This window comes from Lachnospiraceae bacterium (genome assembly GCA_025758065.1).
Lineage (GTDB): Bacteria > Bacillota > Clostridia > Lachnospirales > Lachnospiraceae > Enterocloster.
The window spans coordinates 3,410,451-3,436,917 of record CP107199.1 but is presented as its reverse complement, the minus strand read 5'-3'; the positions used below and the strand labels follow the sequence as shown (position 1 = coordinate 3,436,917).

At 42.2% G+C, this 26,467-nt stretch carries 27 protein-coding genes; 22 read left to right on the top strand and 5 right to left on the bottom strand.

The annotated features are described in order from the left end of the window. Positions 1 to 296 precede the first annotated feature (296 nt). Positions 297 to 812: a helix-turn-helix domain-containing protein gene (locus tag OGM16_16035; protein ID UYJ46284.1), complete on the bottom strand. Its 516-nt coding sequence runs from the start codon at positions 810 to 812 to the stop codon at positions 297 to 299. Positions 813 to 1,145: 333 nt separating this feature from the next. Here OGM16_16035 and OGM16_16030 point away from each other — a divergent pair, with 333 nt between their 5' ends. Then, positions 1,146 to 1,301 (top strand): hypothetical protein, encoded by a 156-nt coding sequence (locus OGM16_16030; GenBank protein UYJ46283.1) that lies wholly within the window; start codon positions 1,146 to 1,148, stop codon positions 1,299 to 1,301. A 26-nt stretch (positions 1,302 to 1,327) separates the two neighbouring features. Beyond that, positions 1,328 to 1,792, top strand: coding sequence for a hypothetical protein (locus OGM16_16025; protein ID UYJ46282.1), 465 nt, complete (start codon positions 1,328 to 1,330; stop codon positions 1,790 to 1,792). Between the two features lie 22 nt (positions 1,793 to 1,814). On the opposite strand, the gene OGM16_16020 is transcribed toward OGM16_16025, so the two are convergent. Further along, on the bottom strand, positions 1,815 to 2,273 hold the full coding sequence (locus OGM16_16020) for an Lrp/AsnC family transcriptional regulator (GenBank protein UYJ46281.1): 459 nt from the start codon (positions 2,271 to 2,273) through the stop codon (positions 1,815 to 1,817). Between the two features lie 159 nt (positions 2,274 to 2,432). On the opposite strand from OGM16_16020, the gene OGM16_16015 reads away from it, so the two are divergent. From OGM16_16015 to OGM16_16005, 3 genes are all read left to right on the top strand, one after another. Then, positions 2,433 to 3,785 (top strand): MATE family efflux transporter, encoded by a 1,353-nt coding sequence (locus OGM16_16015; GenBank protein ID UYJ46280.1) that lies wholly within the window; start codon positions 2,433 to 2,435, stop codon positions 3,783 to 3,785. Between the two features lie 202 nt (positions 3,786 to 3,987). Beyond that, positions 3,988 to 4,185: a helix-turn-helix domain-containing protein gene (locus OGM16_16010; GenBank protein ID UYJ46279.1), complete on the top strand. Its 198-nt coding sequence runs from the start codon at positions 3,988 to 3,990 to the stop codon at positions 4,183 to 4,185. 108 nt (positions 4,186 to 4,293) lie between these two features. Next, the gene (locus tag OGM16_16005) at positions 4,294 to 4,746 is read left to right on the top strand and encodes a hypothetical protein (protein ID UYJ46278.1); all 453 of its coding nucleotides are present in this window, start codon (positions 4,294 to 4,296) and stop codon (positions 4,744 to 4,746) included. Positions 4,747 to 4,769: 23 nt separating this feature from the next. On the opposite strand, the gene OGM16_16000 is transcribed toward OGM16_16005, so the two are convergent. Then, positions 4,770 to 6,458 carry a transposase gene (locus OGM16_16000; protein ID UYJ46277.1) on the bottom strand — a complete coding sequence of 563 codons (1,689 nt, stop codon included), beginning with the start codon at positions 6,456 to 6,458 and terminating at the stop codon, positions 4,770 to 4,772. Further along, positions 6,458 to 6,640, bottom strand: a complete 183-nt coding sequence (locus OGM16_15995; GenBank protein UYJ46276.1) for a hypothetical protein — start codon at positions 6,638 to 6,640, stop codon at positions 6,458 to 6,460. The genes OGM16_16000 and OGM16_15995 overlap by 1 nt, the downstream gene beginning before the upstream one ends. Positions 6,641 to 7,315: 675 nt before the next feature. On the opposite strand from OGM16_15995, the gene OGM16_15990 reads away from it, so the two are divergent. The 5 genes from OGM16_15990 to OGM16_15970 all read left to right on the top strand — a co-directional run bounded on the left by OGM16_15990 (position 7,316) and on the right by OGM16_15970 (position 13,067). Beyond that, entirely contained in the window at positions 7,316 to 8,596 is a 1,281-nt protein-coding gene (locus OGM16_15990) for an NAD(P)/FAD-dependent oxidoreductase (GenBank protein UYJ46275.1), read from the top strand. 64 nt (positions 8,597 to 8,660) lie between these two features. After that, positions 8,661 to 9,353 (top strand): (d)CMP kinase, encoded by a 693-nt coding sequence (gene cmk / locus OGM16_15985; GenBank protein UYJ46274.1) that lies wholly within the window; start codon positions 8,661 to 8,663, stop codon positions 9,351 to 9,353. Further along, positions 9,353 to 11,329: a bifunctional 4-hydroxy-3-methylbut-2-enyl diphosphate reductase/30S ribosomal protein S1 gene (locus tag OGM16_15980; protein ID UYJ46273.1), complete on the top strand. Its 1,977-nt coding sequence runs from the start codon at positions 9,353 to 9,355 to the stop codon at positions 11,327 to 11,329. The genes cmk and OGM16_15980 overlap by 1 nt, the downstream gene beginning before the upstream one ends. 220 nt (positions 11,330 to 11,549) lie before the next feature. Further along, positions 11,550 to 11,762 carry an alpha/beta-type small acid-soluble spore protein gene (locus OGM16_15975; GenBank protein UYJ46272.1) on the top strand — a complete coding sequence of 71 codons (213 nt, stop codon included), beginning with the start codon at positions 11,550 to 11,552 and terminating at the stop codon, positions 11,760 to 11,762. A gap of 207 nt (positions 11,763 to 11,969) precedes the next feature. Then, positions 11,970 to 13,067, top strand: coding sequence for a cobalt-precorrin 5A hydrolase (locus OGM16_15970; protein ID UYJ46271.1), 1,098 nt, complete (start codon positions 11,970 to 11,972; stop codon positions 13,065 to 13,067). Between the two features lie 98 nt (positions 13,068 to 13,165). Here OGM16_15970 and OGM16_15965 read toward each other — a convergent pair whose 3' ends face one another. Then, on the bottom strand, positions 13,166 to 14,134 hold the full coding sequence (locus tag OGM16_15965; protein ID UYJ46270.1) for a DUF4397 domain-containing protein: 969 nt from the start codon (positions 14,132 to 14,134) through the stop codon (positions 13,166 to 13,168). Positions 14,135 to 14,274: 140 nt separating this feature from the next. On the opposite strand from OGM16_15965, the gene OGM16_15960 reads away from it, so the two are divergent. The 12 genes from OGM16_15960 (at position 14,275) to OGM16_15905 (ending at position 26,466) form a co-directional block, all read left to right on the top strand. After that, positions 14,275 to 14,547 carry a YabP/YqfC family sporulation protein gene (locus tag OGM16_15960; GenBank protein UYJ46269.1) on the top strand — a complete coding sequence of 91 codons (273 nt, stop codon included), beginning with the start codon at positions 14,275 to 14,277 and terminating at the stop codon, positions 14,545 to 14,547. Between the two features lie 16 nt (positions 14,548 to 14,563). Beyond that, positions 14,564 to 15,796 (top strand): sporulation protein YqfD, encoded by a 1,233-nt coding sequence (locus OGM16_15955; protein UYJ46268.1) that lies wholly within the window; start codon positions 14,564 to 14,566, stop codon positions 15,794 to 15,796. Positions 15,797 to 15,866: 70 nt separating this feature from the next. Further along, positions 15,867 to 16,895: a PhoH family protein gene (locus OGM16_15950; protein ID UYJ46267.1), complete on the top strand. Its 1,029-nt coding sequence runs from the start codon at positions 15,867 to 15,869 to the stop codon at positions 16,893 to 16,895. Continuing rightward, positions 16,895 to 17,392, top strand: coding sequence for an rRNA maturation RNase YbeY (gene ybeY / locus OGM16_15945; GenBank protein UYJ46266.1), 498 nt, complete (start codon positions 16,895 to 16,897; stop codon positions 17,390 to 17,392). Before OGM16_15950 ends, ybeY begins: the two co-directional genes overlap by 1 nt. Before the next feature lie 41 nt (positions 17,393 to 17,433). After that, positions 17,434 to 18,570: a DUF3048 domain-containing protein gene (locus tag OGM16_15940; GenBank protein UYJ46265.1), complete on the top strand. Its 1,137-nt coding sequence runs from the start codon at positions 17,434 to 17,436 to the stop codon at positions 18,568 to 18,570. Positions 18,571 to 18,595: 25 nt separating this feature from the next. Further along, positions 18,596 to 20,311, top strand: a complete 1,716-nt coding sequence (locus OGM16_15935) for a polysaccharide biosynthesis protein (protein UYJ46264.1) — start codon at positions 18,596 to 18,598, stop codon at positions 20,309 to 20,311. A gap of 174 nt (positions 20,312 to 20,485) precedes the next feature. Further along, positions 20,486 to 20,866, top strand: a complete 381-nt coding sequence (locus OGM16_15930; GenBank protein UYJ46263.1) for a hypothetical protein — start codon at positions 20,486 to 20,488, stop codon at positions 20,864 to 20,866. 18 nt (positions 20,867 to 20,884) lie between these two features. Next, positions 20,885 to 22,369 (top strand): aminoacetone oxidase family FAD-binding enzyme, encoded by a 1,485-nt coding sequence (locus OGM16_15925; protein UYJ46262.1) that lies wholly within the window; start codon positions 20,885 to 20,887, stop codon positions 22,367 to 22,369. Continuing rightward, complete coding sequence (locus OGM16_15920; protein UYJ46261.1) at positions 22,366 to 23,994, top strand: FAD-dependent oxidoreductase; 1,629 nt, start codon at positions 22,366 to 22,368, stop codon at positions 23,992 to 23,994. Before OGM16_15925 ends, OGM16_15920 begins: the two co-directional genes overlap by 4 nt. Before the next feature lie 97 nt (positions 23,995 to 24,091). After that, the gene (proB, locus tag OGM16_15915; protein UYJ46260.1) at positions 24,092 to 24,955 is read left to right on the top strand and encodes a glutamate 5-kinase; all 864 of its coding nucleotides are present in this window, start codon (positions 24,092 to 24,094) and stop codon (positions 24,953 to 24,955) included. A gap of 23 nt (positions 24,956 to 24,978) precedes the next feature. Then, a complete protein-coding gene (locus OGM16_15910; protein ID UYJ46259.1) occupies positions 24,979 to 25,200 on the top strand; it encodes a DUF896 domain-containing protein in 222 nt (73 codons plus the stop codon). Between the two features lie 24 nt (positions 25,201 to 25,224). Beyond that, on the top strand, positions 25,225 to 26,466 hold the full coding sequence (locus OGM16_15905) for a glutamate-5-semialdehyde dehydrogenase (GenBank protein ID UYJ46258.1): 1,242 nt from the start codon (positions 25,225 to 25,227) through the stop codon (positions 26,464 to 26,466). Position 26,467: the final 1 nt, after the last annotated feature.

Genomic DNA, 26,467 nt, shown 5'->3' with positions numbered 1-26,467 from the left:
AATCGAATGAGGTCAGAAGGAGAAGAAAGATGTTATCAGTATTATTTACTATTTGTATGATTTGGTTTGTTGGAAAATTTTTTATATTTGGTTTAAAAGCATCCTGGGGAATCATGAAATTACTTTGCACAGTTATTTTCTTTCCCATGATATTGATCGGGATGGTAGTATGCGGGTTAATATATATAGCCTTTCCGCTGTTGATCATTGGTGGGATTATCGGACTTTTAACTTCACATACATAAAGCGAGCGGCAATGAATCAGAAATGGTCCATTGCTGCTCGTGGGTTATGGATTATTTTAACTTTTCTTTTTCGGCATTTAGAAGTTCAAGATTGAGGCCTTGTTCACTGGTTGTTTTATCTACCCAAAGATTCAAAGAGTCTATGGCTAAGGAAATTTCATCTAATTTTTTACTGATAAAAGCAAAATCTTTCATTTCATCATCATTGATCTTACCATCGCGGGCGATTTGGATCAGACGACCGGTAAGAGGGTTGATCTCGTTTAGACCAGCAATGGTTTCCAGGATGATATTTGACAAATCTGTAACTTCTACTTCTGGAACGTATCGGTGTCCTATTTCGCATTTATGTGAGCAGTAATAATTGCAGAGATCTGGTCTTTTATAAGCATCTGCCATTTGAATGATATCGTAAGGAGTAGGTTCTTGCGTTTCGTATTCGAATTTTTCGATTTTAGAATCTGAGACAGCCTCCATTTTATCACTTGCTTCTGCTCTTGTAAGCCCTGCGGCTTCCCGGCAAAGCTGGTAAATTGTTTTGTTTTCCTTGGTAGATTGTTTACCCATGAGAATTTCCTCCCCGTATATCGCCGAACATGAGAATTATCAATATTTAAATCCACATGTAGGACATGTATTTCTTGTATAGAGTTTATTATACTTGAATCGTCAGTTAACAACAAGCTCATAAATGGATATGATCCAAAACAAGATGGGGTTTTTATAGACCACCTATTGTTCTATACTATAACCATCAAAGAAAATATATTTTTTTGATTGTTGGTCTGGATAATGTAGTGGAGCAGATGAAAGCAGAGGTTAAGAGGTTGATCAATCAATATAAGTAATATAGAAACAAATAACCATGATAATACTTGATTATATGAGGAGGTAATAGCAATGAGAGATTGGATGGATTTAAATGACGATGGCGAAATAGATAGCATAGAAATGATGTTCGCAGAAGAAATGCTTTGTACAAGCAGAGAAGAGCATGAAGCATTATTTGGAGATGCCGGGGATTTTGAGGATGACTCAGAAGATGATTTTGACTAAGATATTTGCAAAGGAGGCAGATTTGTATGAAACAGAATTTATTTGGATATAAACTGGCAGCGTTCTTTGTGATAGTGGGTGCCCTGCTTGTTATTGGTTTAATAGGCGAAGCAAGTGAGCCTAGGTGCATTAAGACTGGCTGTGATAATAAACAGACAAGAGGAAGCAGTTATTGCTATCTGCATGAACCATATACAGGAAGCAGTACATCACATAGCAGTTCGTCATACAGCAATAAATCATACGGCAGTACTTCTAAGAGCAGTACAAGCAGTAATTACAGCAATAAATCAAATTCTACAAACAAATCATCATATAGCAGTGGTATTAAAAAGAACACAACCACCAGCAGGAGTACATATGACTCTTATGATGATGGTTATGATGATATCTATATGGACGGCGATTATGACTGTGACAGATACGACAGGGATAGCGATTATGCGGATGGTGTAGATGATGCAATGGATGAGCTTGGAGAAGATTGGTAAAGCAAAAAATGGGGGATGATGTTTATAGCCGCAATCCTTTAATATCTTTGATACGTGATAAAATCATATTACAGCTGCAGCTGATAATACCAGGCAGTGTATCAATGACATTGTGCAGGAAGAGTTCCATTTCATCACTTGACGAGGCAACGGCATGTACATGAAGCTTGTTTCTTCCTGTGACACGGTAAATTTGTGTGACGATATCATTTTGATATAATATATTTGTCACCGGTGTCAGATTGTCTGGTTTTGTTTCAATTTCAAAATAGCATGATACTGCACCGCTGATTTTCTGGGGATTTATTATTGTTGTATATTCTTCAATTACACCTTTTTTCTCTAAAGCCTGAATCCGGGCCTTTACTGCAACTCTGGAAATACCGGTTTTTTCACCAATATCAGAGTAAGAGATGCGAGAATTTTCTATGAGTAATTGGATGATCTTCTGATCCAGTTCATCTAAACCATTTAGGTACATAAACTTACCTCCAGTAAAATGATAGCAGTAAAAAGTAAATTTCCTTAAATAGCATATCATTTACGTTGCTGAAAGTAAACAGTAGCTTGACTTAAGTGCTATAAATACGTATAATTCATTACACAACGAAAGCTAAAACTTACACTTTGGAGATGCGTAATGAATAGGGATTTATCAAAAGGACCTGTTGTAAAGTCAATGATCTTATTTGCTATTCCAATGATATTGGGGGATCTGCTTCAACAGTGTTATAACATTGCAGACACACTTATTGTCGGACGGTTTCTTGGAGAAAAGGCACTTGCAGCAGTAGGTTCATCATTTACACTTATGACGTTTATAACGTCAATTATTCTTGGATTGTGCATGGGAAGCAGTGCACTATTTTCTATCAGATTTGGGCAACGTGATGAAAATGGGCTGAAAGAGGATATTTGTGCATCTTTTTTCTTTATTGCTGTAGTGACAGTACTTCTGAATATTATTGCTTATGTGAGTCTTGATGGACTTCGTATTTTTCTAAGAGTTCCAGATGAAGTGTGGGGAGCTATGAGAGAATATCTGTCTGTAATCTTTAAGGGTATTCTGGCTGTTTTTTTATATAATTATTTTGCTTCATATCTCAGGGCAATTGGTAATTCTGTTATTCCTCTTGTGTTTCTGGCGGCGTCATCTGTACTAAATATTATTCTTGACCTTTGGTTTGTCATCGGCTTGGAGATGGGAGTAGCAGGAGCGGCGCAGGCAACAGTGATCGCACAGTATCTATCAGGCCTTGGTATAATGATCTATACATTTGTGTATTATAAACAAGTGAATGCAATTTTGAAGATCAGCTGCCTGAAAAAGGAACGAATCAGCAAAATAATTTCTTTTTCAATGTTGACATGTATCCAGCAGTCAGTCATGAATCTTGGAATACTTATGGTACAGGGGCTGGTAAACAGTTTTGGAACGGTTGTTATGGCGGCATTTGCGGCTGCAGTAAAGATAGATGCTTTCGCATATATGCCTGTGCAGGATTTTGGAAATGCGTTCTCTACATTTATTGCACAGAATTATGGAGCAAAAGAAAAGAAGAGAATACAGCAGGGACTGAAAGCGGCAGTGTGTATATCCGCAATCTTTTGTGTAGTGATATCTGTGTTTGTGTGCATATTCGCAAAGCAGCTTATGATGATATTTGTTGATGCTAAAGAAACTGCCATTATCATGAAAGGAGTCCGTTATTTGCGTATAGAAGGTGCGTTTTATATAGGGATCGGGTGGCTGTTTTTGTTATATGGTCTGTATCGGGCATTAGGCAGACCGGGAATGAGTGTGGTACTTACAATTTTTTCATTGGGAACCCGCGTAGCTCTGGCATATGTATTGTCGGCAATACCGGCAATAGGTGTGACTGGCATCTGGTGGTCGGTTCCAATCGGATGGGCATTGGCAGATATTGTGGGATTGATGTATTACAAAATAATAAAAAAGAACGAATGTGAAGGTAAGAGCGGGCGTTACTGATCTCTGCCACTGGAGCACATGTTATATTAATGACAGGACGAAAAGCCTTGATTTACAAGGGATTCGGACCTGTCTTTTCAATTTCATAAAGATATATGGGCGAAAATATGATGAGAGGTGAGAATATAGCGGATTGACAACAGAGCATATATCGGGTACCATTAAATAACGCAATGCGTTATTTTGATGGGAGAGTTTTATCATGAGTAGAGGAAAAGAAGTAAAAGAATTAAGAGAAAAAATGGGAATGAACAGACGTGAATTTAGTGATTATTATGGTATTCCGTATCGTACCGTTCAAGATTGGGAAGCAGAGAAAAGAGAACTTCCGGATTATTTGTTACGTTTATTAAAGTATAGAGCAGAGATAGAATGTCGAATCGAAAGAACAGGTAAATAGAACAATTTTACTAATGACTGTTTATTATTAACTGTGATGTAATGTTTTATTTTTTTGCTTCTAACATAACGCAATGCGTATATTCAAGTAAAACAGAAGGAGGTAGACGTGGAAAGAAAAGTAAATGTAATCGAGGATATAGATGGAAAGAAAACGGTATTTATTCATGACATCATATTCAAAGGGAAAAGATCTGTAAAATGGGAGGATGTTGAAAAATATCTAAAACAATATGTAGGTGATATCTACACAATTGATGATAGCAATGATGCAGTTTATATTGGAACAGATTTACCGGATGAGTATACCCACTCAAATTATACCCATATTTTAAAAGGAGCAAATGCGAAGGCAAAAGCTAATGCCGCACAGGGATTACCAGAATTGATTGAAATTGCAGCTGGAAAGAAATTTACTGAAAATTATAAAGAAAAACATACTATAGATGCAATGTATGGTTGGTATCGTTATGAGTCAAGATTTGCTTTGCCAGTGTTTAACGAAGTTGGAGAAATGTTACTATACACGGGCAGACTTGTGTACAACCACTCGGTCAATTAAAATAAGGGAGTCTGATGCACAAATCAGGCTCCATATCTTCTGTTAAAGATTTCCATGACAGCGGTATAAATGTTGGGGTTGTTTTTTCGTACTTCAAGCAGCACACCCTTGCTATGACATAATTCTTCGATACTTTCAAGGCTTCGAAATGTCATTGCAAAAGTCTGTTTTCGTTTATAATCTCTCAAACAGCGTTCTGCGGTATTGTTTGTGGTTGGCACCCTCATGTCATGCAGGAAAAGAAGATGCTCTGTTTTATATTCCTGCATCCGGCGATATAAGTTGTAGCCTTCGCGGTAATACGGGCTTGGCTCATTACGTTTGTATTCTTCTTTGGCTTTGTCCAGGATTTCCTGATACTCTGTCTCAAAGCCAGCTACTGTTTGAGCGTCTAACGATGCTTCACCGGTATGTTCTTTCCGGTAATGTATCATTCGTTGGAGCAGTTCTCTCATTCGCCGGTTCCAGGTAAGGGATGACTCATTTTCCATGCTGTCTTTCAGATACCGTTCTACATGCGCAAGGCATTCCTGATGAGCGCTTCCATAACGGTAAAAAGTAATTTCATGATCGTGTACCAGAATCCCCCGGAAATCTTCTGTTACAGTTCCCTTTACGCCTTCATGCCCCTTTTTCTCACGGGCAAAGTAAAGTACCTTTTCCTCATCTGAAGATGCGCAGACAAATACATAGGCGCTTTCTCCGTTTACGCGGGCATTTGTACAGTCTGTATGCAGAACCGGGCAGGACAGCAGGTCTGCAAAGATTTTTTTCCGTTCTGTTTCTGTTTTGGAAGAAAACTCACGGCAGAGTTTATTGATCATTCCTCTGGAAATTTTCAGCTTTCCACCTGTCAAATCAGAGAGAAAGCGCTGGCTTTTATCAATGGAAACTGCACAGTCTGTATTTAACAGAAATAAAAGTGACTTGATGCTGCCATCATAGTTCACATCATCAACCACTCCTGCGGGAAAAGCTGCATGGACTTTTTCTCCCGTCTTGGAGTTACGATATACATCTGCCTGATATTCCGTTACATGAAGAATCATTTCAATGGAAACAAGCTGTTTGGTTATGATCTTCTGTGTTTTTTTGAAATCCGGATCCTCTGCCACAATTTTGGGCGCAGGCAGATGTACAGTCTGAGTTGCTTCCTGCTTTTTCCTTCCATGATGGGCGTGCCCTGGCTGCGCTCCGGGTTTTCTTCCAGTGCGTTCACGATTGTTGGATATTTTTCGACGGTTTCTTGATTGTGATGACGGAATGGAGGAATTTTCATAATCACGGTTCAACTGTGCCAGAAGTTTCTTATTCTGTCCCTCTGTTTTTTCCAGCTGATCCTTTAGCTCACTGTTTTCACGGCGCAGTCCAGCGACCTCAGACAATGCCTGATCACGGCGTTGTTCTGCGGCAAAGCGCATTCTTTTAGCCGTTTTTAATGCATGCTCCAGATCTTTCATCTGTGCATTCAGTTCCTTAAGTGCATCTTCATATGCCTCTTCGCACCATTTCCAGGCTTTTCTTACATCTTTGCGAAGATTTTCAATCGTTTGTTTCAGACGTTTTATCTGTCGGCGGTACTCATCAAGTACTTTTTGATGTTCCATTTGAATCTGTTGGAATCGTTCTCCTGACTCATGATCGGCTACTTTTTTTCTCAATATTCGGTTTTCACACTGCAACGCTCCAATATATTCAAACGGCTTTCCCATTATGATTGCTCCAATGCTTTAATGATTTTATCCTGGTTTTCAATCAACTGTTTCAGAAGACGGATCTGTTCTTCCTGGGCTTTAATTGTTTTTAAAAGTTCTTTATTTTCTTTTTCGTACTGTTCGCAGACACCCTTTTGAAGTTTCAGTAACTGCTCGATTTTTACAGACATGTCATTCATGCTCATCCCTCTTTTCATGGAATGATTATAGCAGAAGATCTGAATTTATGCGAATTTGCAGGAGATGATCATTCGTCATTTTTTCATGTGAATAACTCTAAAAAAATGGTCAGATAAGAAGCTGGCGTGGAGAAACCATCCACAAAAATCGATGAATTCAACACGCCTCAAAAGAGAATTTATAGATACTGTTGATAACTTAAGCAATAAAACATGTAGCCGGAAGCGATATCCGCAGAATTTCTTCCGGCTAAAATAGTTTTGATGAAAAAGAAAAATGATTTTCGTCACTTTCCACAATGAAAATGAACTACCCGTGTATAGTAACGGAGAAATTGAAAGATATAATGTTTTTAATGTAATAATGGTTATTCGACATGCAAAAGATGGTAAAATGTATCTGTATGATATAATGAACATAAAAAAAGAAACGAGCACCCTTTTCCAGTCCGAAGACATTACTCAGTAAAAAACCCATTTCTTAACTATGATTGTACCCCCATAATAGCAAAAAGTCAATAAAAAGAAACGAACATATTTTGTATTTGAAAATTTCAAAAAAGGAGCATATTTGGTATTCTTTTTATAAATAAGTATGCTATACTAACAGGCAGATCCTGTATTCTATGGATCAGGATAAGTGAAAAGCCAATATAAATAAAGGAAACATAATACATGAACAACCAAAGAAATATAATCGTCATTGGAGGTGGTGCCGCTGGTATGATCGCGGCGATCGCGGCAGCGAAGGAAGGCTGCGCGGTCAGTCTCTATGAGAAAAATGAAAAACTGGGCAAAAAGATCTTTATTACAGGAAAGGGCCGTTGCAATGTAACTAATGCTGGTGACATGGATGAGCTGTTTGGGGCAGTGATCACTAATAAAAAATTTATGTTCAGCAGCTTTTATGGTTTTACCAATGAAGATATGATGCAGTTTTTGGAAGATGCAGGACTGCACCTGAAGATTGAGAGAGGAAAAAGAGTATTCCCTGTATCTAATCATTCCTCCGACGTGATCGCAGCGTTAGAACGCACATTAAAGAAAGAAAATGTAAAAGTACATTTTCGTAAAGAGGTAAAGGGCTTAAACCTTGTAACCGAAGATGATAAGACTATCTGCAAGGGTATTTTTCTGGAAGAAAATGGAAAAAAGACAGCCATTGCTGCTGACTGCGTTATTGTAGCCACCGGTGGTATGTCTTATCCTTCTACAGGCTCTACAGGAGACGGATATCAGTGGGCACAGGATGCAGGACTTAAGGTAACAGCCCTTTTGCCGGCTTTAGTACCCTTTGAAGCAGCAGAATTGGAAACTGTTAAATCCCTTCAGGGCCTTTCTCTCAAAAATGTGGAAGCAGCCATATCTAACGGCAAAAAAGAACTGTATCGTGATTTTGGGGAAATGCTGTTTACCCATTTTGGTGTCAGCGGCCCTCTTATGTTAAGCGCCAGCTCTTTCTGCGCAAAAGCTATTGGGAAGACCCCGTTAAAGCTGTCTATTGACTTAAAACCGGCGCTTACAGAAGAACAGTTAGATGAACGTATTTTAAGGGATTTTGCAGAAGCGAAGAATAAACAGTTTAAAAACAGCTTAAATCATTTATATCCTGCAAAACTGGTCCCGGTTATCATAGAACGCAGCGGTATTGATCCGGATAAGCAGGTAAATGAGATCACCAAAGAAGAGCGGCGCCATCTGGTACAGTCTACCAAGGCGCTTACATTTACCCTGACAGGTTTACGTCCCTTTAAAGAGGCTATCATTACCCAGGGGGGAGTAGATGTAAAGGGGATTAATCCTTCTACCATGGAAGCAAAAAAAACAGAAAATCTGTATTTTGCAGGAGAAGTTCTGGATGTGGATGCAGTGACCGGAGGATTTAACCTGCAGATCGCATGGTCTACAGGTTGGTTGGCTGGAAAAGCAGCGTCAGAAAAAACACAGGAAAACTAAGAAAAACATGCAATATCGTCTGATAGGTGACATTGCTATATGAAAGTTAAAGGAGAATACCTAGATGAACCATTTTAATATTGCAGTAGACGGACCAGCAGGAGCTGGAAAAAGTACCATTGCAAAGCTGGTGGCAAAGGAACTTGGCTTTGTATATGTTGACACAGGGGCAATGTATCGTGCTATGGCCCTTTATTTCTTAAGAAAGGGGGTAGATCCAAAGGAAGCAGAAGAAATCGGAAGATCATGCCCGGAAGTAGACGTGACGATCCGCTATCAGGAGGGCGTACAGCAGGTACTTTTAAACGGAGAAGATGTTTCAGGTTTGATCCGTACAGAAGAAGTAGGCAATATGGCATCTGCAGTATCTGGCTATATGCCTGTAAGAGAAAAGCTGGTAGAACTTCAGAAACAGTTGGCAGCTAAGGAAAATGTGATCATGGACGGAAGGGATATTGGAACCTGTGTACTTCCTGATGCACCTGCGAAGATTTATCTTACAGCTTCTGTAGAGGTAAGAGCGGTCCGCCGTTATAAGGAATTGCTGGAAAAGGGCATGGAAGCAGATTTAAAAGAGATCGAAAAGGACATTGAAGACAGAGATTACAGGGATATGCACAGGGAACATTCTCCGTTAAAACAGGCAGAGGATGCAGTCCTTCTTGATACTTCTTCTATGACACTGGACCAGGTGGTAGAGGAAATCTTAAAGATCGTCCGTGAAAAGGGATATAAGGCAGCTGGAGGATGTGCATAATGGAGCGTCAGGTCATTGTCGCAAAAAGTGCCGGATTCTGCTTTGGGGTAGAGCGTGCAGTGGAACGGGTCTATGAGCAGATCAAGGCTGTAAATGAGGGAAAAGCCCAGGGTCCCATTTATACTTATGGCCCGATCATCCACAATGAAGAAGTGGTCCGTGATCTGGAAGAAAAGGGAGTCAGGGTATTAGATACAGAGGAAGACCTTAAAAACCTTCCAGAAGGACAGGGAACTGTGGTCATCCGCTCTCACGGGGTAAGCCGTTACATTTATGATATTTTAAATTCACGGAAGGTAAATGTTGTAGATGCCACCTGTCCCTTTGTAAAAAAGATCCACAAGATCGTAGATGAACATTCAGGCGCCGGGGAAGCGGTCGTTATTATCGGCAGTCCAATACATCCGGAGGTAGAAGGCATCCGTGGATGGGGAAATGGTGACACTGTAGTTATAGAAAATGAGGCTGATGCAAAAGAATATAACCTTCCAGAGGGGAAAAAGCTTTGTATCGTATCCCAGACGACATTTAATTACAACAAATTTCAAGAATTAGTTGAAAAAATTTTGAAAAAGGGTTATGATAGTAGTGTTTTAAATACGATTTGCAATGCAACACAGGAAAGACAAGTGGAGGCAGCACGTATCGCATCTTCGGTGGAGGCTATGATCGTCATTGGTGGCAGACATTCTTCCAACACCCAGAAGCTTTACGAAATCTGTCTCAAGGAATGTGAAAACACATTTTACATTCAGACACTCGGCGATTTAGATCCTGACAGTGTATCTTCTGTGCGCAGCGTAGGTATTACAGCTGGGGCATCCACCCCAAAAAAGATTATTGAGGAGGTTCATACCAGAATGGCAGAGCAGAGTTTTGCAGAGTTATTAAAGGAAGAGGAAGAATCCACCAAACCAATACGTACAGGAGAGATAGTTACCGGTCAGGTCATCGAAGTTAATAAAGATGAGATTATTCTGAGCATTGCGGGCAACAAGTCTGAGGGCGTTATCACCCGTGACGAGTACAGCAATGACAATAGTGTAGATTTAACTACCAAGGTACAGGTTGGTGAAGAAATGGAAGCTAAGGTTATCAAGCTGAACGATGGTGTTGGCATGGTATCCTTATCTTACAAGCGTATGGCAGCTGACAGAGGCAATAAGCGTCTGGAAGAGGCATTTGAGAATCAGGAAGTTCTGACTGCGAAAGTAGCTCAGGTATTAGATGGCGGTTTAAGCGTTGAAGTAGAAGGCTCCAGAGTATTTATCCCGGCAAGCCTTGTATCTGATACTTATGAGAAGGATCTTTCCAAGTATGCAGGACAGGAGATCCAGTTTGTAATTACTGAGTTCAATCCTAAGAGAAGAAGAATCATTGGCGATAGAAAGCAGTTATTAGTTGCTGAAAAGACTAAACTGAAAGAAGAGCTGTTCTCCAAGATCCAGGTTGGTGATAAGGTAGAAGGAACTGTTAAGAATGTAACAGACTTCGGTGCATTCATTGACTTAGGCGGAGCTGATGGTCTGCTTCATATCTCAGAGATGAGCTGGGGCCGCGTTGAGAATCCTAAGAAGGTATTCAAGTCCGGTGATAAAGTAACTGTTCTGATCAAAGATATCCAGGGCGAGAAGATCGCATTAAGCTTAAAGTTCCCAGAGGCTAATCCTTGGGCACATGCAGCTGAGAAGTATGCAGCAGGCAGCGTAGTGACTGGACGTGTTGCTCGTATGACTGACTTTGGCGCTTTCGTAGAGTTAGAGCCAGGTGTTGACGCACTGCTTCATGTATCCCAGATTTCCAGAGAGCATATCGAGAAACCAGCTGATGTATTAAAGATCGGCCAGGAGATCGAGGCTAAGGTTGTAGATTTCAATGAAGATGATCACAAGATCAGCTTAAGTGTAAAGGCTCTTCAGGCAGCTCCACAGAATGAGGATGTTGCAGATGTAGACATTAATTCTTACGCAAAGTAATAACTGAATGCAGATCAGGGAACGCGTCAGTGGCGCGTTCCCCATGTGTATGACGTGATGAAAGAGTGGTTCCCTGTGGGACTGCTCTTTTTTGTTATACATTTGGAAAAAACTGCCAGTTGCATGCTTTGTATGTTATTGAATTATTTCTTTCCTAAAAGGACATACTTCTTATAACAGACCGATGAAAAATACATCATTATATAAGGAGCATAGATTTATGGGGAAATCAAAAAAGAAAAAAGAATTTGACGTTCACAATATGACACCAGACGAACAGTTGAAATTTGAGATTGCCCAGGAACTGGGATTGGATGAGAAAGTGTTGCAAAAGGGCTGGAAAAGCCTTACTTCCAAGGAAAGTGGCCGTATTGGCGGTATGATCACAGGACGGAAGAGACAATTAAAAGAGGAAGCATTGAAAGGAAGCTGAAAATCCAGTATACTGATGACACCAGGACCAAAAGATCTGAAATCCGACGAGGGCTTGCTTGCAGGAGGATTTTGAACTTGGGATCCGCCAAAAACATGAGTAAGAAGCCATTTTTTGAAGAAAAATGAGAGGATTACGAATGTTTTTAGAATACAAAAGATCAACTGACCGATTTTAGAAAGTACAGGTAGCAGGATGAAATATGCAGTGATCTGTTTTACAGAACGGGGCGCCTGGGTATGCAGACGCCTTTTTCATAAGTTAAGAGAAGCCGGAGGAGAATGCGAGGCAGTAGTTCCGGGACGTTTTTTAAGAGAAGAATGGAAAAAAGAAGGAATGAAAGAACCGGGAGGAGAGCCACTTTCCCAGTGGACAGGCCGGATGTTTGCAGAAAAACGGGGAATGATCTTTGTCAGCGCAGCAGGCATTGCAGTACGGGCCATCGCTCCTTGGGTAAGGGATAAAATGACGGATCCGCCGGTAGTCTCAGTGGATGAAGGAGCGCAGTTTGTGATCCCTTTGCTATCAGGACATGTAGGGGGAGCAAACGGACTGGCAAGGCGCATAGCAGAGTGGCTGAGATCAACACCAGTGATCACTACGGCAACGGATGTAAATGGAAAATTTGCAGTGGATCTGTTTGCGTCAGTTTATCATATGGTGATCACAGACCGCAAAGAAGCGAAAAACATATCGGCAGCAGTGTTGGAAGGAAAACACATTGGCGTTTTCAGTGACCTGCCTTTAAAAACACTGCCGGAAGGTTTTATATTAGGAAAACACCTGGAAAAAAATATCCAGATCACGGTAAACACTGAACTTATGTCAGATAGCCTGCGTCTTGTCCCAAAGGCGGTAATTCTTGGCGTAGGATGCCGCAGAGAAACAGATCCGGAATATATGAAAGAAAAAGTCTGTGCTTTCTTAAAGGTACATAAGATCGATCCTCTGGCAGTAAAAGCCATTGCTTCTGTAGATGTAAAACAGGATGAACCTGCAGTATTAGGATTAAAACAGGTATTTTGTATGGAACCGTATTGCGAGCAGCGTTTTTATACACCAGAGCAGTTAAACCAGGTTCCAGGTGATTTTAAAGAATCTGCCTTTGTAAAGAGACAGATTGGGGTAGGAAATGTATGTGAACGGGCAGCTTGCGCACAAGGGGGAAGATTACTGGTGGGCAAGCAGGCAGGAGATGGGATCACCATAGCTGCAGCATTGGAATGGCAGGGGGAACTTGATTTTTTAAAAGGTTTTGGAACGGTGCAAGATAAGACACAGGCATTTCTGCCATTGCAGAACTGAGCCGGAGATGAATAAACAATCGGCGTGTCAATAAGTATAAATTGCTTATTTGTGCGAGCACAAACGCAATTTATACTTTTGACACTTACATCATTTTATTAATTTGATAAGATCAGTGTCCGCAGTCCACCAGTATTGGAAGGATCGTTAAACATATAAAGGGTGTAAGATTTCCCTGCTTTAAGAGAGGCAGAAGCTGCAGCAATGGCATTGCTGTTATTAAACGCATTGGTGCGGAATACGTAGATTGAATACCAGCCTGCTGCAAAGCTGGAGAATGGGGTCACTTCCTGGAAACGGACATTAGTGAAGGTGCGGTAGGAATTGCCCCGGTTTTCTAAAGCTACGTCAAAAGGTCCAAGGTCCGGGGAAAGGTTGCAGGCTCTGATGCAGGTGGTGCCGGACGGTCCATTACAGGAAAGATCAGATATTTCTAACAGATCAAGTCCTGTACTGGTATTGATGATAGCTACTGTTGATGCAGAACCGGAACGGATGGTGATCATTTTCTGGATATAAATATAGCCGTTAGTACCGGATACAGTAACAGTCTGGAAACCGGAAGAAGCCTGTACGTAGCTTGTGAGATCACCGTTATCCAGTTGTTCTCCTATGCGCCAGTTTCCTAAAGATACATTAAATGGCGGATAACCGGAGGAAGCATTTAAAATGCGTACCCGCCCCAGGCTGGAGGAAGTGGTGCAGTTATAACATGGAAAGCCGATGCCTGGAAAAATGGTAATAGAGCCGTTAGACGGGAAAACAGGACGGTATACAGGAACATGAGAATGCCCCGGCTGCCACATACTACCAGATGGACGGTTGTGATCAGGTCCATTGTATACGGGCCCGCCTTCTCCAGGATTTGGCAGCGGAATGACGGGAATGGAACTAAGGTCATCACCAAAAGAACCGTTTCCACCGGAGTTGTTATCCATGGAATCGTCATATACAGGTCCGCCTTCTCCAGGATTTGGCAGTGGGGCTACCGGAATATCTTCTTCGTTTGTCTGAGCTGCTTTTACCATGGAAATGGTTTCAGAAGCAGGATTCAACTTGGAATTCATAAAAACCTCACAGAGAAATACTTTCCCTATAAGATATTCCTGGATCGAAAAATAGGTGCAGAAAGATTCCGGAAGAACATGTATTCTGTGGGCAGTACTGTCATATAATGATGAAAAGAAAGGGCTCTGGGAGAAGTGGTATGAGAGAGGATAGAAAAAGGGCTGTAGTGGAAGCTCTTGGTCTTCCAAGGGATGTGATGATGGGAGATATCCTGCTTCATTTTACAGGCCCTTATGAGACAGTAGTGGAAAATTTCAGGAGCCTTCTTATTTACACAGATCTGTATATAAAAATAAAAGCAGCAGATTGTGTGGTGGTGTTTAAGGGACTGCATCTGGAAATAGAGACTTATACACAGGATGTCCTGAAAATAACAGGACAAATACAGTCAGTGGAATTTTTATGTTGTTAAAAAAGGCGGTGTAAGGATGCTCTGGTGGCTGTTTCGCTTGTTTAAGGGCTATGTAAGAATACATATAAAAAGCATCAGTCCGGAATATTTTCTGGAAAGGTGCAGGATAAACGGGGTATTCATATGGGAACTGGTGTGCCTGGATAAAGGGCAATACCAGTGTTGTCTTTTTCTAAAAGATGTGTTCCGTCTGAAAGACTGTGTCAGGGGAGCTGGTGTCAGACTGCGCATCTGTGAGCGAAGGGGACTGCCTTTTTTTCTTCGCAGGAATCAAAAACGGTGGTATGCAGCTGCGGGATTTTTCAGTTTTTTTCTTCTTTTGTATATCATGTCTCTTTTTTTATGGGATATCCATTTTCAGGGAAATTATCATTATTCTGCAGATACACTGGTACGTTATCTGGATATGCAGAATATTAAATATGGCATGAAAAAGAAAAATGTGGATTGTGAAGCGTTAGAAGCTGGAATGAGGGAAGCTTTTCCGCAGATCACCTGGGTATCTGCCAGAGTATCAGGAACAAGACTGGTGATCCAGATCAAGGAAAATAAGATCATACAGGATAAAACAGCTGTGGAAGAAGAGGCTTGCGACCTGGTATCAAATGTGTCAGGAACCATTACTTATATTATGGTGCGCCAGGGAGTACCTAAGGTGAAGAAAGGAGAAAAAATAGAGCCGGGACAGATCCTTGTCAGCGGCCGGGTACCTGTGATCGGTGATGATGAGAAAGAGGTATCTGTTTTTTATGTACAGTCCCAGGGGGAGATTCTGGCAGAAACAGGGAAAACATATGTAAAAGAAATGCCATTGATACGGAAAGTACGTTATCCTGCAGGAAAGAAACGGTACGGTCTGCGCCTGATCATAGGTCCTTTTTCATTTTCATTTCTTATGCCCCGGTCAGGGAAAAGTGAAAATAAAGAAAACTGGGATTATACTGTAGATATGATCCAGTGCAGACTGTTTTCCAGCTTTTATCTGCCTCTTTTTGTGGGAAAGATAACAGGGGAATATATGACGGTTTATGAGAAAGGCTATACAGAGGCAGAACTGGAACAGACAGCTTCAGAAACAAATCGCCAATTTGTTGAAAAATTAAAGGAAAAAGGGGTACAAATTCTTGAAAATAATGATAAAATAGAAAAGAATATATCTGGTTACAGGATCAGCGGGAAGCTGACGGTTATAGAGCCGGCAGCGGTCAGGGCACCTGTTTCTGAAAGCAGCATATCTGCAGCACACTAGTACATTGTTTCGTAAATAACTGTACTGGTACAGGCGCTGCAGGAAAGACCCAAGGAGATTAAACAGACGGATGAGTGTGATTGAAACCATGATCGACATCCCGGCAGAACATGAAAGAAATGTCTGCGGGCAGTTTGATGCATATTTAAAGAAAATAGAACGGACTCTTCATGTGACTATGATCGCCAGAGACGGCGAGATCAAGCTGATCGGCCCGGAAAAAACCATTGGTCAGGCAAAAAGCGTATTTAATAATCTGATACAGCTTTCTATGCGGGGCAATACCATTACGGAACAAAATGTGGACTATGCATTGTCCCTTTCCTTTACGGAAAATGATGATCAGATCTTAGAAATAGACAAGGACATTATCTGCCGTACTATTATGGGAAAACCGGTGAAGCCAAAGACCTTAGGCCAGAAACATTACGTGGACTCGATCCGCAAGAAGATGATCGTATTTGGTATTGGCCCGGCTGGTACAGGTAAGACTTATCTTGCTATGGCTATGGCCATTCAGGCATTTAAAAACGGGGAAGTAGGGCGGATCATCCTTACAAGACCGGCTATAGAAGCAGGGGAGAAGTTAGGCTTCCTCCCTGGTGATCTACAAAGCAAGATCGACCCTTATCTGCGGCCATTATATGATGCTTTATATCAGATCATGGGGGCAGAAAGCTATCAGCATAATTCAGAAAAGGGTCTTATTGAAGTAGCACCCCTTGCATATATGCGAGGACGTACTCTGGATAATGCGTATATTATTCTGGACGAGGCACAGAATACCACACCAGCCCAGATGAAGATGTTCTTAACAAGGATCGGTTTTGGCTCCAAGGTGATCATCACCGGAGACCAGACCCAGAAGGACCTTCCTTCCGGTGCCACCTCAGGTCTTGATACAGCCTTAAAGGTTCTTAAAAACATTGATGATATTGGCTTCTGCTATCTGACCAGTTCTGACGTGGTCCGTCATCCTCTGGTGCAGAAGATCGTCAAGGCATACGATGATTATGAGAAAAAAGCAGCGTCAAAGACCGTCAGAGGGGAAAGAAAAGCTCCGGCAGTGAAAAATACACGAAAGGGGAATAATCGGTAATGACAGTTTCTATTGAGTATGAAGCAGAGAAAAAACTGGATCTTCCCTATGAGAAGATCATAAAGGAGATCGTAGAGGCATCCCTTGATTTTGAAAAATGCCCTTATGAGGCAGAGGTGAATGTGATCCTGACGGACAATGATGCTATTCAGGCCATCAATAAAGAACACCGCCAGATCGATGCACCTACGGATGTCCTGTCCTTCCCAATGGTAGATTATGAGAAACCTTCTGATTTCGACCATGTGGAAGATGCAGTGGAAGATTATTTTAACCCGGAAACAGGAGAACTGATGTTGGGGGACATTGTGATCTCTGTAGATAAGGTAGAGGAACAGGCTGAAAAGTACGGTCATTCCCAGACAAGGGAATTAGCATTTTTAGTAGCTCACAGTATGCTTCATTTATGTGGATATGACCATATGGTAGATGAAGAGCGGCTGGTTATGGAAGACCGTCAGAGACAGATACTGGACACAAGGGGGTACACCAGATGAGAAAAGGGAGCAGAAGTAAAAAAATAGTATGCAGGAAGATTATGTTGGGCAGTTTGTTGTGCATAGCAGCATTGTGCGCAGGATGCGGAAAAAAGGCGTCAGAAGAAGCTGTCCAGACCCAGGTTCCAACAATACAGGAAACAACCACCCAGGCAGCTGCTTCTGCTCCCAAGATCCTGATCCAGTCGGATGAGGAAAAAAAGGAAGATGCGAAAGAATTACCTGAATATATCCTTCCAGAAGAAAGAGAAGAAAAAGATGGAATGATCCGCAGTTTTCTCACAGGACAGATGGTGCCGGCAGAACAGGCGGACCGTCGTCCCATCGCCATTATGATGAGTAATGACAAAGAGGCAAGACCCCAGTATGGTATTAACCGGGCAGGTGTAGTTTATGAGGCACCGGTGGAAGCAAACATGAACCGGTACATGGCAGTGATCGAGGATTATGATGATCTGGACCGTATTGGCTCTGTGAGAAGCTGCCGTACGTATTATACTTATTTTGCAAGAGAATTTGATGCAATCTATGCCCATTATGGCCAAAGCACCTTTGCAAAGCCCTATCTTAAGAATGTAGACAATATCAATGGCCTGGATGCCATAGGAGGAACTGCTTATTACAGGAGCAAGGATAAACGTTCCCCGCATAATGCCTATACAAGTGGAGACCGTTTGAAAAAATCCATTAATACACTGGGCTATACCACGGAGTATGATGATTCATATAAGGGACATTATCTTTTTGCCAGAGATGGCGTAGAAATTTCTTTAGAGGGAAAGCCGGGAGTTATGGATGCTGTTCATGCAAAACCAGGTTACATTATGAACAAACCGGAATTTGTATATGAAAGCAGTGATGGTTTATATCACAGATACCAGTATGGAGACGTACATCAGGGAAGTGAAGGTCCTGTTGCGGTGAAAAATGTGATCTTCCAGTATTGCCAGAGCGGTTTTTATGCCACTACCCAGTATCTGAATATCAATGTACATACCGGTGAATACGGGTATTATCTCACTGATGGGAAAGCAATCCCCATCAGCTGGGAAAAAGACGGGGAGTTTGGTGTGACCCATTATTATGACCAGGAGCACAATGAAATTGTATTAAATCAGGGAAAAACATGGGTGTGCATCATTCCGACCAAAGACTTTGGGCAGACTGAAATTAATTAAAAACGTGGAGCACAGTAGAAGATAAATGAAAGCAGTACAGGGAAAAAAGAAAAATAAGGCAGCAAATTTTGTAATACAGGGCAGTATTCTGGCAATGGCCGGCATCCTGGTGCGTATTATCGGTATGCTTTACCGTATGCCTTTAAATGACATTATCGGGAAACAGGGGAATGGATATTATACATCTGCGTATAATGTATACAACATTTTGCTGATCCTTTCCTCCTACAGTATGCCAGTGGCTATTTCAAAGATGATATCTGCAAGACTTGCAAAAGGAGAATATGAGAATTGCCGCCGTATTTTAAAGACAGGTCTTCTCTATGCAACTGTTACCGGTGGACTGGCAGCGATTGTGCTGTGGTTTGGTTCTGATTTTTTTGCAGGATTGATCAAAACACCATATTCCAGTTATGCTTTAAAAACGCTGGCGCCTACTATTTGGATCATGGCATATCTGGGAGTTTTAAGGGGATATTTTCAGGGTACAGGAACCATGATACCTACAGCAATCTCTCAGATTTTAGAGCAGGTCATAAATGCCATTGTCAGTGTGGTGGCAGCAGGTATTTTGTTTGGCGTAGGTGAAGGGATGAATGCGGCACAGGGGGCAAAGAATTATTCCTATGCCTTAGGTGCGGCAGGTGGTACCATTGGTACAGGTGCCGGTGCACTGGCTGCGTTTATCTTTTTTATCTTCCTGACAGCTAAAAGCGGACGTTCTGTTTTAAAACAGCGCATTGCAGTTGAGGATCTGTCACCGGAAGCTGCAAAAATAGCAAGAAGAAAGCGGACGCGATATGGAAAACTGATCTATGCACTGACTATTACAGTCCTTCCGATCGTGGTCAGCAGCGGTATATATAACTGCTCTAATGTAGTGGATAACTTCTTGTTTGGACAGGGAATGGACAAGCTGGGGTATAGCGGCGAAGAGATTGCTGTATTCTGGGGCGCGTTGGGACAGTATCAGCTGTTATTTAACATTCCTGTAGCTGTTTCCAATGCACTTTCATCTTCTTTGATCCCGTCTCTTACAAGAGCGGTATCAGCAGGAGACAGAAAGCAGACTTTAAAAAGGATCGCGGCAGCTGTACGTTTCTCTATGCTGATCTCTATCCCGGCAGCAGTGGGGATCGCAGTCCTGGCTGATCCGGTGTGCAATCTGCTGTTTATCAGCGAAGACAACAGCCTTTTGATCAGACTGACTATGGCAGGTTCCCTTGCAGTTGTATTTTTCTCACTGTCTACAGTGACCAATGCAGTGCTTCAGGGGCTGAACCATATGGAAGTGCCGGTCCGCCATGCGGCTGTTTCTCTGGTGATCCATGTGGCGGTATTATGGGTATTTCTTATGATATTCCATATGGGTATTTATGGAGTTGTATTTGCCAATATTGTATTCGCCTTTGTAATGTGCATTTTAAATGCCAGAACGATCGCAAGATATGCAAGATACAGTCAGGAGTATAAAAAGACCTTTGTACTTCCTGCTATCAGTGCCTGTGTTATGGGAGCCGTAGCATGGGGAGTGTACAAAATCCTTGTCTTTATCCTTCCGGCAGCTCTTTTAAGAGGGCGTTCTGGAAGAGCTATTGTGGTATTTCCGACAGTGGCAGTGGCAGCGGCTGTGTATGCAGTGCTTTTAATAGGGCTAAAGGCAATTGATGAAGAAGAACTGCGGGATATGCCTATGGGAACCAGGCTGATCCGCATTTTAAAGAAAGTAAGACTGATGTGACGATACCAGAGTTGTAAAATATTCGTAATCCGTTTATTTAAGAAATGGTTTCGTACTCATTATATTTATATATATAAACAGTGCCAGGACAGGTTTAAAATAGGACATTCTGGCAGATACTACCTTTGAAAAGGCCAAAAGGAAATATAAGGCCTGATACAGGAGGCAGTATCTATGAAACATTTTTTATTTGCTCTGGGCTTATTTGGTATTTCAGCAGTGGTGTCTGTTCTCATTATCTATGGGGCGGCCAGATACCAGATGCGGGAGGAAGCACCAGTGCCAAATACAGTAATAGAAACGGAAAGTGTAAATGAAATGGAAGGAAGGGCAGCCGCAAACCAGGAAAGCATTATCACCGCAAGGTCACAGTATTTTCTGGTTTCCGAGGCCGGCTTTCTTCTTGTATTCTGCAGTGATAAAAGTACCGTCTGTCTGTACACCCATATTCCGGTCACAGATTTTCCGGAAAGTGAGAGAGTCCGCCTGATGGAGGGAATCTGGTTTTCTGATATGATGGACGTATACCATTATCTGGAGTCGTATACAAGCTAAAACAGGAGTTTAAGTAATATGAAGAAAAGAGTAGGAATTATCGGTGGAGGTGCTTCGGGGCTGGTGGCTGCCATTGGCGCAGCCAGGAACGGAGCGGAAGTAACTGTCATAGAACATATGGACCGGGTGGGAAAAAAAATCCTTTCTACAGGCAACGGCAGATGTAATCTTACCAATTATAAAATGGAGGAAGACTGCTACCGCTGCGGCAGGAAGGATTTTCCTATGCAGGTAATAAGGAAAGTTAATGTTAATGAGACCCTGGAATTTTTTATGGAACTGGGGATCGTTCCAAAAGACAGGAATGGTTATATTTATCCTAACTCCGATCAGGCTGCTTCTGTTTTAGATGTACTCAGAGAAGAGATAGAGCGGTTGAAGATCCGCATTCTCCTTTCCTGTCATATAGAAAAAATCGAGAAGAAAAATGGAGGATTTTTTATACATACAGATCAGGGGACGGTGGAGACAGATGCCCTGATCCTGGCAGCAGGTTCAAAGGCAGCACCTTCCACTGGTTCAGATGGCAGTGGCTATGAATATGCCCGCCAGCTGGGACATTCCATAATCAAACCTCTTCCGGCCCTGGTGCAGCTGCGCTGTCAGGGAAATATGTACAAACAGATGGCAGGTATCCGCACAGAGGCAGAAGTAAGCTTACAGGCAGATGGCATTACTTTGGCAAAGGATAAAGGAGAGCTTCAGATCACCGATTATGGTCTTTCCGGCATTCCGGTCTTTCAGGTGAGCCGGTATGCAGCAAGAGCGTTAGATGAAAAGAAAAAAGTAAGAGTTTATGTGGACTTTATGCCAGGCTGGGATAACAGTGAAAGCTTCCGCCTTTTAAAGAAGAGAGCGCTTTTGCTGGCTTATAAGCCGGCAGCGGAACTATTTACCGGAATGCTGAACCGTAAACTTGCCCAGGTTCTTTTGAAACTGGCGGGAATCGATGGGAATATTTCCTGTGGTTCATTAACTGGAAAACAACTGGAAAAAATCTGTAAAGAATTAAAAGAATATGAAGCAGTTGTCATGTCTGTTAATCCCTTTGCCAATGCCCAGGTGTGCTGCGGTGGTGTGGATGCCAATGAAATAGATGAGACTACAATGGAGTCCCGGCTTTGTCCTGGATTGTATATGGCTGGTGAGATCCTGGATGTAGATGGGATCTGCGGCGGTTATAATCTTCAATTTGCCTGGTCCAGTGGTTTGATCGCAGGAAGATGTGCAGCGGGCAGTGCCGGAAAGCAGGAAATGCAAACAGAACCGGAAAAGTGGGAAAAAAAACAGCTGGGGCAAAGAAATCCGGAAAAGAGGAACACTGGGAAAAAGAGTGTAGAGAAGAAAAACATAGAGAAGAAAAGCGTAGAAAAAAAGAACATAGAAAAAAAGAATATAGAAAAAAACAGGAACGTAAACACGAAACAGATGGAAAAGAAAACTGTTAAAAAGTACCCAGAAAAGAAATATACACAGAAAACCAGGAGGACTGCAAGAACATGATACGTATCAGTCAGCTGAAAATGCCTTTAGGACATGCCGAAAATGACCTGCTTTTAAAGGCTGCGAAAGAGCTTCATATCCAGCCGGAGCTGATAAAAGAAACTAAGCTGGTAAAACAGTCTGTAGATGCAAGAAAAAAGCCGGAGATCCATTACAGCTATATCGTGGATATTGCATTAAAAAATGGCGGAAAAAAAGAAGAGGAACGTCTTGTAAAGAAGAGAAAAGACAGGAATATCACAGTTCACGAAGAAAAACCATATGTCCTTCCTGAATGTGGAAATACGCCTTTAAAATATCCACCGGTGGTCATTGGAATGGGCCCTGCGGGATTGTTCTGTGGCCTTGCTCTTGCGAGAAAAGGATACCGTCCTATACTTTTAGAACGGGGAGAAGATGTAGATACCAGAACAGAGCGGGTAGCGAAATTCTGGAAAACAGGAGAATTAAATCCTTCATCCAATGTGCAGTTTGGAGAAGGTGGCGCAGGTACGTTTTCAGACGGAAAGCTGAATACCCTTGTAAAAGATACCTTTGGCAGGAACAGGGAAGTGCTGCGCATTCTTACAGAGTTTGGTGCAGATCCGTCTATCTGCTATGCAAACAAACCCCATATTGGGACAGATGTGTTAAGCCATATTGTAAAATCTATCCGCCAAGAGATTGAAAATCTGGGCGGTCAGGTTCGCTTCTTAAGCCAGGTGACAGATTTTGAAATAACAGAAGGAAAACTGGCAGCAGTTATTGTAAATGGTACAGAACGCATTCCGGTACAGGCGGCAGTTGCAGCTATCGGTCACAGTGCCAGAGATACTTTTGAAATTCTTTATGAAAAGCAGGTTTCCATGGAAGCAAAACCTTTTGCTGTAGGTTTCCGTATCCAGCATCCACAGACTATGATCAATGAAAGCCAGTATGGGATGACGGAATGTAAAGAGTTAGGCCCTGCAAGCTATAAACTGACAGCTCAGACTTCCTGTGGAAGAGGCGTGTATTCCTTCTGCATGTGTCCTGGCGGCTATGTGGTCAATGCTTCTTCTGAAAAGAACCGTCTGGCTGTAAATGGAATGAGTTATCATGACAGAGCAGGAGAAAATGCCAACAGTGCATTGATAGTTACTGTAAACCCTGAGGATTTTTCCTGTGAAACAAAAAGAGGAGAAGGAGTCCATCCGCTGTCAGGTATTCATTTCCAGAGAGAACTTGAGGAAAAAGCCTATGAGGCAGGAAAAGGGAAAATACCAGTCCAGCTCTATGGGGATTTTAAAAACGGAAAGATCACGGAAAAGCTTGGCGAAGTACAGCCGGCATTTTGTGGGGAATATCAGTTTGCAAACTTGAGAAAAATCCTCCCAGATGAGCTTTCGGAAGCTTTTGTAGAAGGAATGGAGGCTTTTGGGAGAAAAATCAAAGGGTTTGACCGTCCAGATGCTATTTTAGCAGGTGTGGAAAGCCGCACATCTTCCCCGGTACGTATCCCCAGAGGAGAAACTTTAGAAAGCTCTGTAAAGGGCTTATATCCTTGTGGTGAAGGCGCCGGATATGCAGGAGGCATCACCTCTGCAGCCATGGATGGTTTAAAAGTGGCAGAAGAGCTTATAAGAAGATACAAATTGACGGAGTAATGAATTTGGTGTAAGATAGTGGAAAAGTCCAGTCCTGCGCCAGATCAGACAGGCAGGACGTGAACTTCACTAAGAAGGGAGCTGGCAAAAGATACTCATGGAAGCTACAAAACGTAACAGTTTAAAAGATAAAAAGAGAATTATAATAAAGATCGGTTCTTCTTCCCTGACACATCCTGAAACAGGAGAGCTGAACCTGACGAAGATCGAGAAGCTGATCCGTGTGCTCAGCGATCTCAGGGGAGAAGGGAAAGAAGTAGTCCTTGTTTCTTCCGGTGCTATCGCAGCAGGCAGACAGGCTTTCGGACATCATAAAAGACCTGACAGTTTAGCTGAAAAACAGGCGTTTGCAGCAGTAGGACAGGCAAGACTGATGATGGTCTACCAGAAGCTTTGCAGCGAGTACAACCAGACAGCAGCCCAGGTCCTTCTGACCAAGGATACCATGGTCAATGACAGTTCCCGTTACAATGCACAGAACACCTTTGATGAATTGCTGCGTTTAGGTGCGATCCCTATTGTAAATGAAAATGATACAGTATCTACTTCTGAGATCCCGTATGTAGACAGCTTCGGTGATAATGATCGCCTTTCTGCTATTGTTGCAGCTCTTATCGGGGCAGATCTTCTGATCCTGCTTTCTGATATTGACGGCCTTTATACGGATGATCCAAGGAGCAACCCAGATGCCAGATTTATCAGTCTGGTGCCTGAGATCAGCCAGAAATATCTGAATATGGGAAAAGAAACTTCTGGAAGCAGTGTGGGGACCGGTGGAATGTCAGCAAAGCTGGCAGCTGCCCGTATTGCCACAGACAGTGGTGCTGATATGGTGATCGCCAACGGTGATCAGATAGATGTGATCATGGACATTATGAGCGGAAAAGAAAAGGGGACTTTGTTTTTAGCCCATCCCAATCTGGACTTTGATCTGATGCATTATCTGAATAATGAATATTAAGATATTATACGAGGAGTGATAGTATGGATTCATCAAAAATCGACAGGATCAACGAACTTTATCATAAATCCCAGTCTGTAGGTCTTACAGATGAGGAAAAAACCGAGCAGGCAGCTTTAAGAAAAGAATACCTGGCTGCTATCCGTTCTAATTTAAGAAGCAACTTAAATAATATTTCTATTAAAGAGAAGGACGGCTCTATTACAGACCTGGGAAAGAAATACGGTGGTATTAAAGAGGTATAGATATAGCCAGAAGGAGAGATGGTTATGACACTGGAAGAAATCGGAAGCCGAGCAAAAGCTGTTTCCAGAACATTAAATAACTTAGGTTCAAGAGAAAAAAATATAGGATTGGAAGAAGCTGCAAGAGCCCTTTTAGAGGGAGAGGAAGAAATCCTGGCTGCAAATCAGGCAGATTATGAAAAAGCAGAAAACTGCGGCATGAGCAAGGGCCTGTTAGACCGCCTTGCTTTAAATCCGGGCCGGATCCAGTCCATGGCAGATGGCCTTTTAAAAGTAGCTGCCTTAGATGATCCGGTAGGAGAGGTGATCTCCATGAAGCTGCGTCCAAATGGCTTAAAGATCGGCCAGAAAAGGGTTCCTTTAGGAGTCATTGCTATGATCTATGAGGCCCGCCCTAATGTAACAGCGGATGCTTTTGGCCTCTGCTTTAAATCAGGAAATGCAGTGATCTTAAAAGGAGGCAGCGATGCCATTGAATCCAATAAAGCAATCACAAAATGGCTTCGCACAGGTCTTACAAGAGCAGGACTTCCGGAAGATGCCCTGCAGCTGATCGAAGATACCAGCAGAGAGACCACAAAAGAGCTGATGCGTTTAAACCGATATGTGGATGTGCTTATTCCAAGAGGAGGTGCCGGTCTCATCCGTTCTGTAGTGGAAAACAGTACTGTTCCGGTGATCGAGACAGGAACAGGAAACTGCCATATCTTTGTAGATGAAACTGCTGATTTTAATATGGCATTAGATATTATCTATAATGCAAAGACCCAGCGGATCGGTGTGTGCAATGCCTGCGAGTCCCTAGTCGTCCACAGAAAGATAGCAGATCAGTTCCTGCCGCTTCTTAAAAAGCGCCTGTCAGAAAAAAATGTAGAAGTGAGGGCAGACGAGGCAGCCATGGCAGTGGTGCCGGAATTCACCCCTGCTGCAGAAGAAGACTGGGGTACGGAATATCTGGATTATATCGTATCCTTGAAGGTTGTAGACTCGGTAGAAGAAGCAATAGAACATATTAACAAGTACAATACAGGTCATTCTGAGTCCATTATCACATCTGATTATTTTAATGCCCAGAAGTTCTTAGATGAAGTAGATGCTGCTGCAGTATATGTAAATGCATCTACCCGTTTTACAGACGGAGAGGAATTTGGTTTTGGAGCGGAGATCGGCATCAGTACACAGAAGCTTCATGCCAGAGGTCCTATGGGCTTAAAAGAACTGACCACTACCAAGTATATTATCTATGGTGATGGACAGATCCGTTAGA

Bases quoted from the DNA above. Each gene is read 5' to 3' on its own strand.
- OGM16_15910 (UYJ46259.1), top strand. From the start codon at position 24,979: ATGGATTCATCAAAAATCGACAGGATCAACGAACTTTATCATAAATCC.
- OGM16_16010 (UYJ46279.1), top strand. From the start codon at position 3,988: ATGAGTAGAGGAAAAGAAGTAAAAGAATTAAGAGAAAAAATGGGAATG.
- OGM16_15965 (UYJ46270.1), bottom strand. From the start codon at position 14,134: ATGAATTCCAAGTTGAATCCTGCTTCTGAAACCATTTCCATGGTAAAA.
- OGM16_15940 (UYJ46265.1), top strand. From the start codon at position 17,434: ATGTTGGGCAGTTTGTTGTGCATAGCAGCATTGTGCGCAGGATGCGGA.
- proB (UYJ46260.1), top strand. From the start codon at position 24,092: ATGGAAGCTACAAAACGTAACAGTTTAAAAGATAAAAAGAGAATTATA.
- OGM16_15975 (UYJ46272.1), top strand. From the start codon at position 11,550: ATGGGGAAATCAAAAAAGAAAAAAGAATTTGACGTTCACAATATGACA.
- OGM16_15925 (UYJ46262.1), top strand. From the start codon at position 20,885: ATGAAGAAAAGAGTAGGAATTATCGGTGGAGGTGCTTCGGGGCTGGTG.
- OGM16_15930 (UYJ46263.1), top strand. From the start codon at position 20,486: ATGAAACATTTTTTATTTGCTCTGGGCTTATTTGGTATTTCAGCAGTG.
- OGM16_16030 (UYJ46283.1), top strand. From the start codon at position 1,146: ATGAGAGATTGGATGGATTTAAATGACGATGGCGAAATAGATAGCATA.
- OGM16_16035 (UYJ46284.1), bottom strand. From the start codon at position 812: ATGGGTAAACAATCTACCAAGGAAAACAAAACAATTTACCAGCTTTGC.
- OGM16_15935 (UYJ46264.1), top strand. From the start codon at position 18,596: ATGAAAGCAGTACAGGGAAAAAAGAAAAATAAGGCAGCAAATTTTGTA.
- ybeY (UYJ46266.1), top strand. From the start codon at position 16,895: ATGACAGTTTCTATTGAGTATGAAGCAGAGAAAAAACTGGATCTTCCC.
- OGM16_15920 (UYJ46261.1), top strand. From the start codon at position 22,366: ATGATACGTATCAGTCAGCTGAAAATGCCTTTAGGACATGCCGAAAAT.
- OGM16_15995 (UYJ46276.1), bottom strand. From the start codon at position 6,640: ATGAATGACATGTCTGTAAAAATCGAGCAGTTACTGAAACTTCAAAAG.
- OGM16_15905 (UYJ46258.1), top strand. From the start codon at position 25,225: ATGACACTGGAAGAAATCGGAAGCCGAGCAAAAGCTGTTTCCAGAACA.
- OGM16_16000 (UYJ46277.1), bottom strand. From the start codon at position 6,458: ATGGGAAAGCCGTTTGAATATATTGGAGCGTTGCAGTGTGAAAACCGA.
- OGM16_16025 (UYJ46282.1), top strand. From the start codon at position 1,328: ATGAAACAGAATTTATTTGGATATAAACTGGCAGCGTTCTTTGTGATA.
- OGM16_16015 (UYJ46280.1), top strand. From the start codon at position 2,433: ATGAATAGGGATTTATCAAAAGGACCTGTTGTAAAGTCAATGATCTTA.
- OGM16_15980 (UYJ46273.1), top strand. From the start codon at position 9,353: ATGGAGCGTCAGGTCATTGTCGCAAAAAGTGCCGGATTCTGCTTTGGG.
- cmk (UYJ46274.1), top strand. From the start codon at position 8,661: ATGAACCATTTTAATATTGCAGTAGACGGACCAGCAGGAGCTGGAAAA.
- OGM16_16020 (UYJ46281.1), bottom strand. From the start codon at position 2,273: ATGTACCTAAATGGTTTAGATGAACTGGATCAGAAGATCATCCAATTA.
- OGM16_15950 (UYJ46267.1), top strand. From the start codon at position 15,867: ATGAGTGTGATTGAAACCATGATCGACATCCCGGCAGAACATGAAAGA.
- OGM16_15960 (UYJ46269.1), top strand. From the start codon at position 14,275: ATGAGAGAGGATAGAAAAAGGGCTGTAGTGGAAGCTCTTGGTCTTCCA.
- OGM16_15990 (UYJ46275.1), top strand. From the start codon at position 7,316: ATGAACAACCAAAGAAATATAATCGTCATTGGAGGTGGTGCCGCTGGT.
- OGM16_15955 (UYJ46268.1), top strand. From the start codon at position 14,564: ATGCTCTGGTGGCTGTTTCGCTTGTTTAAGGGCTATGTAAGAATACAT.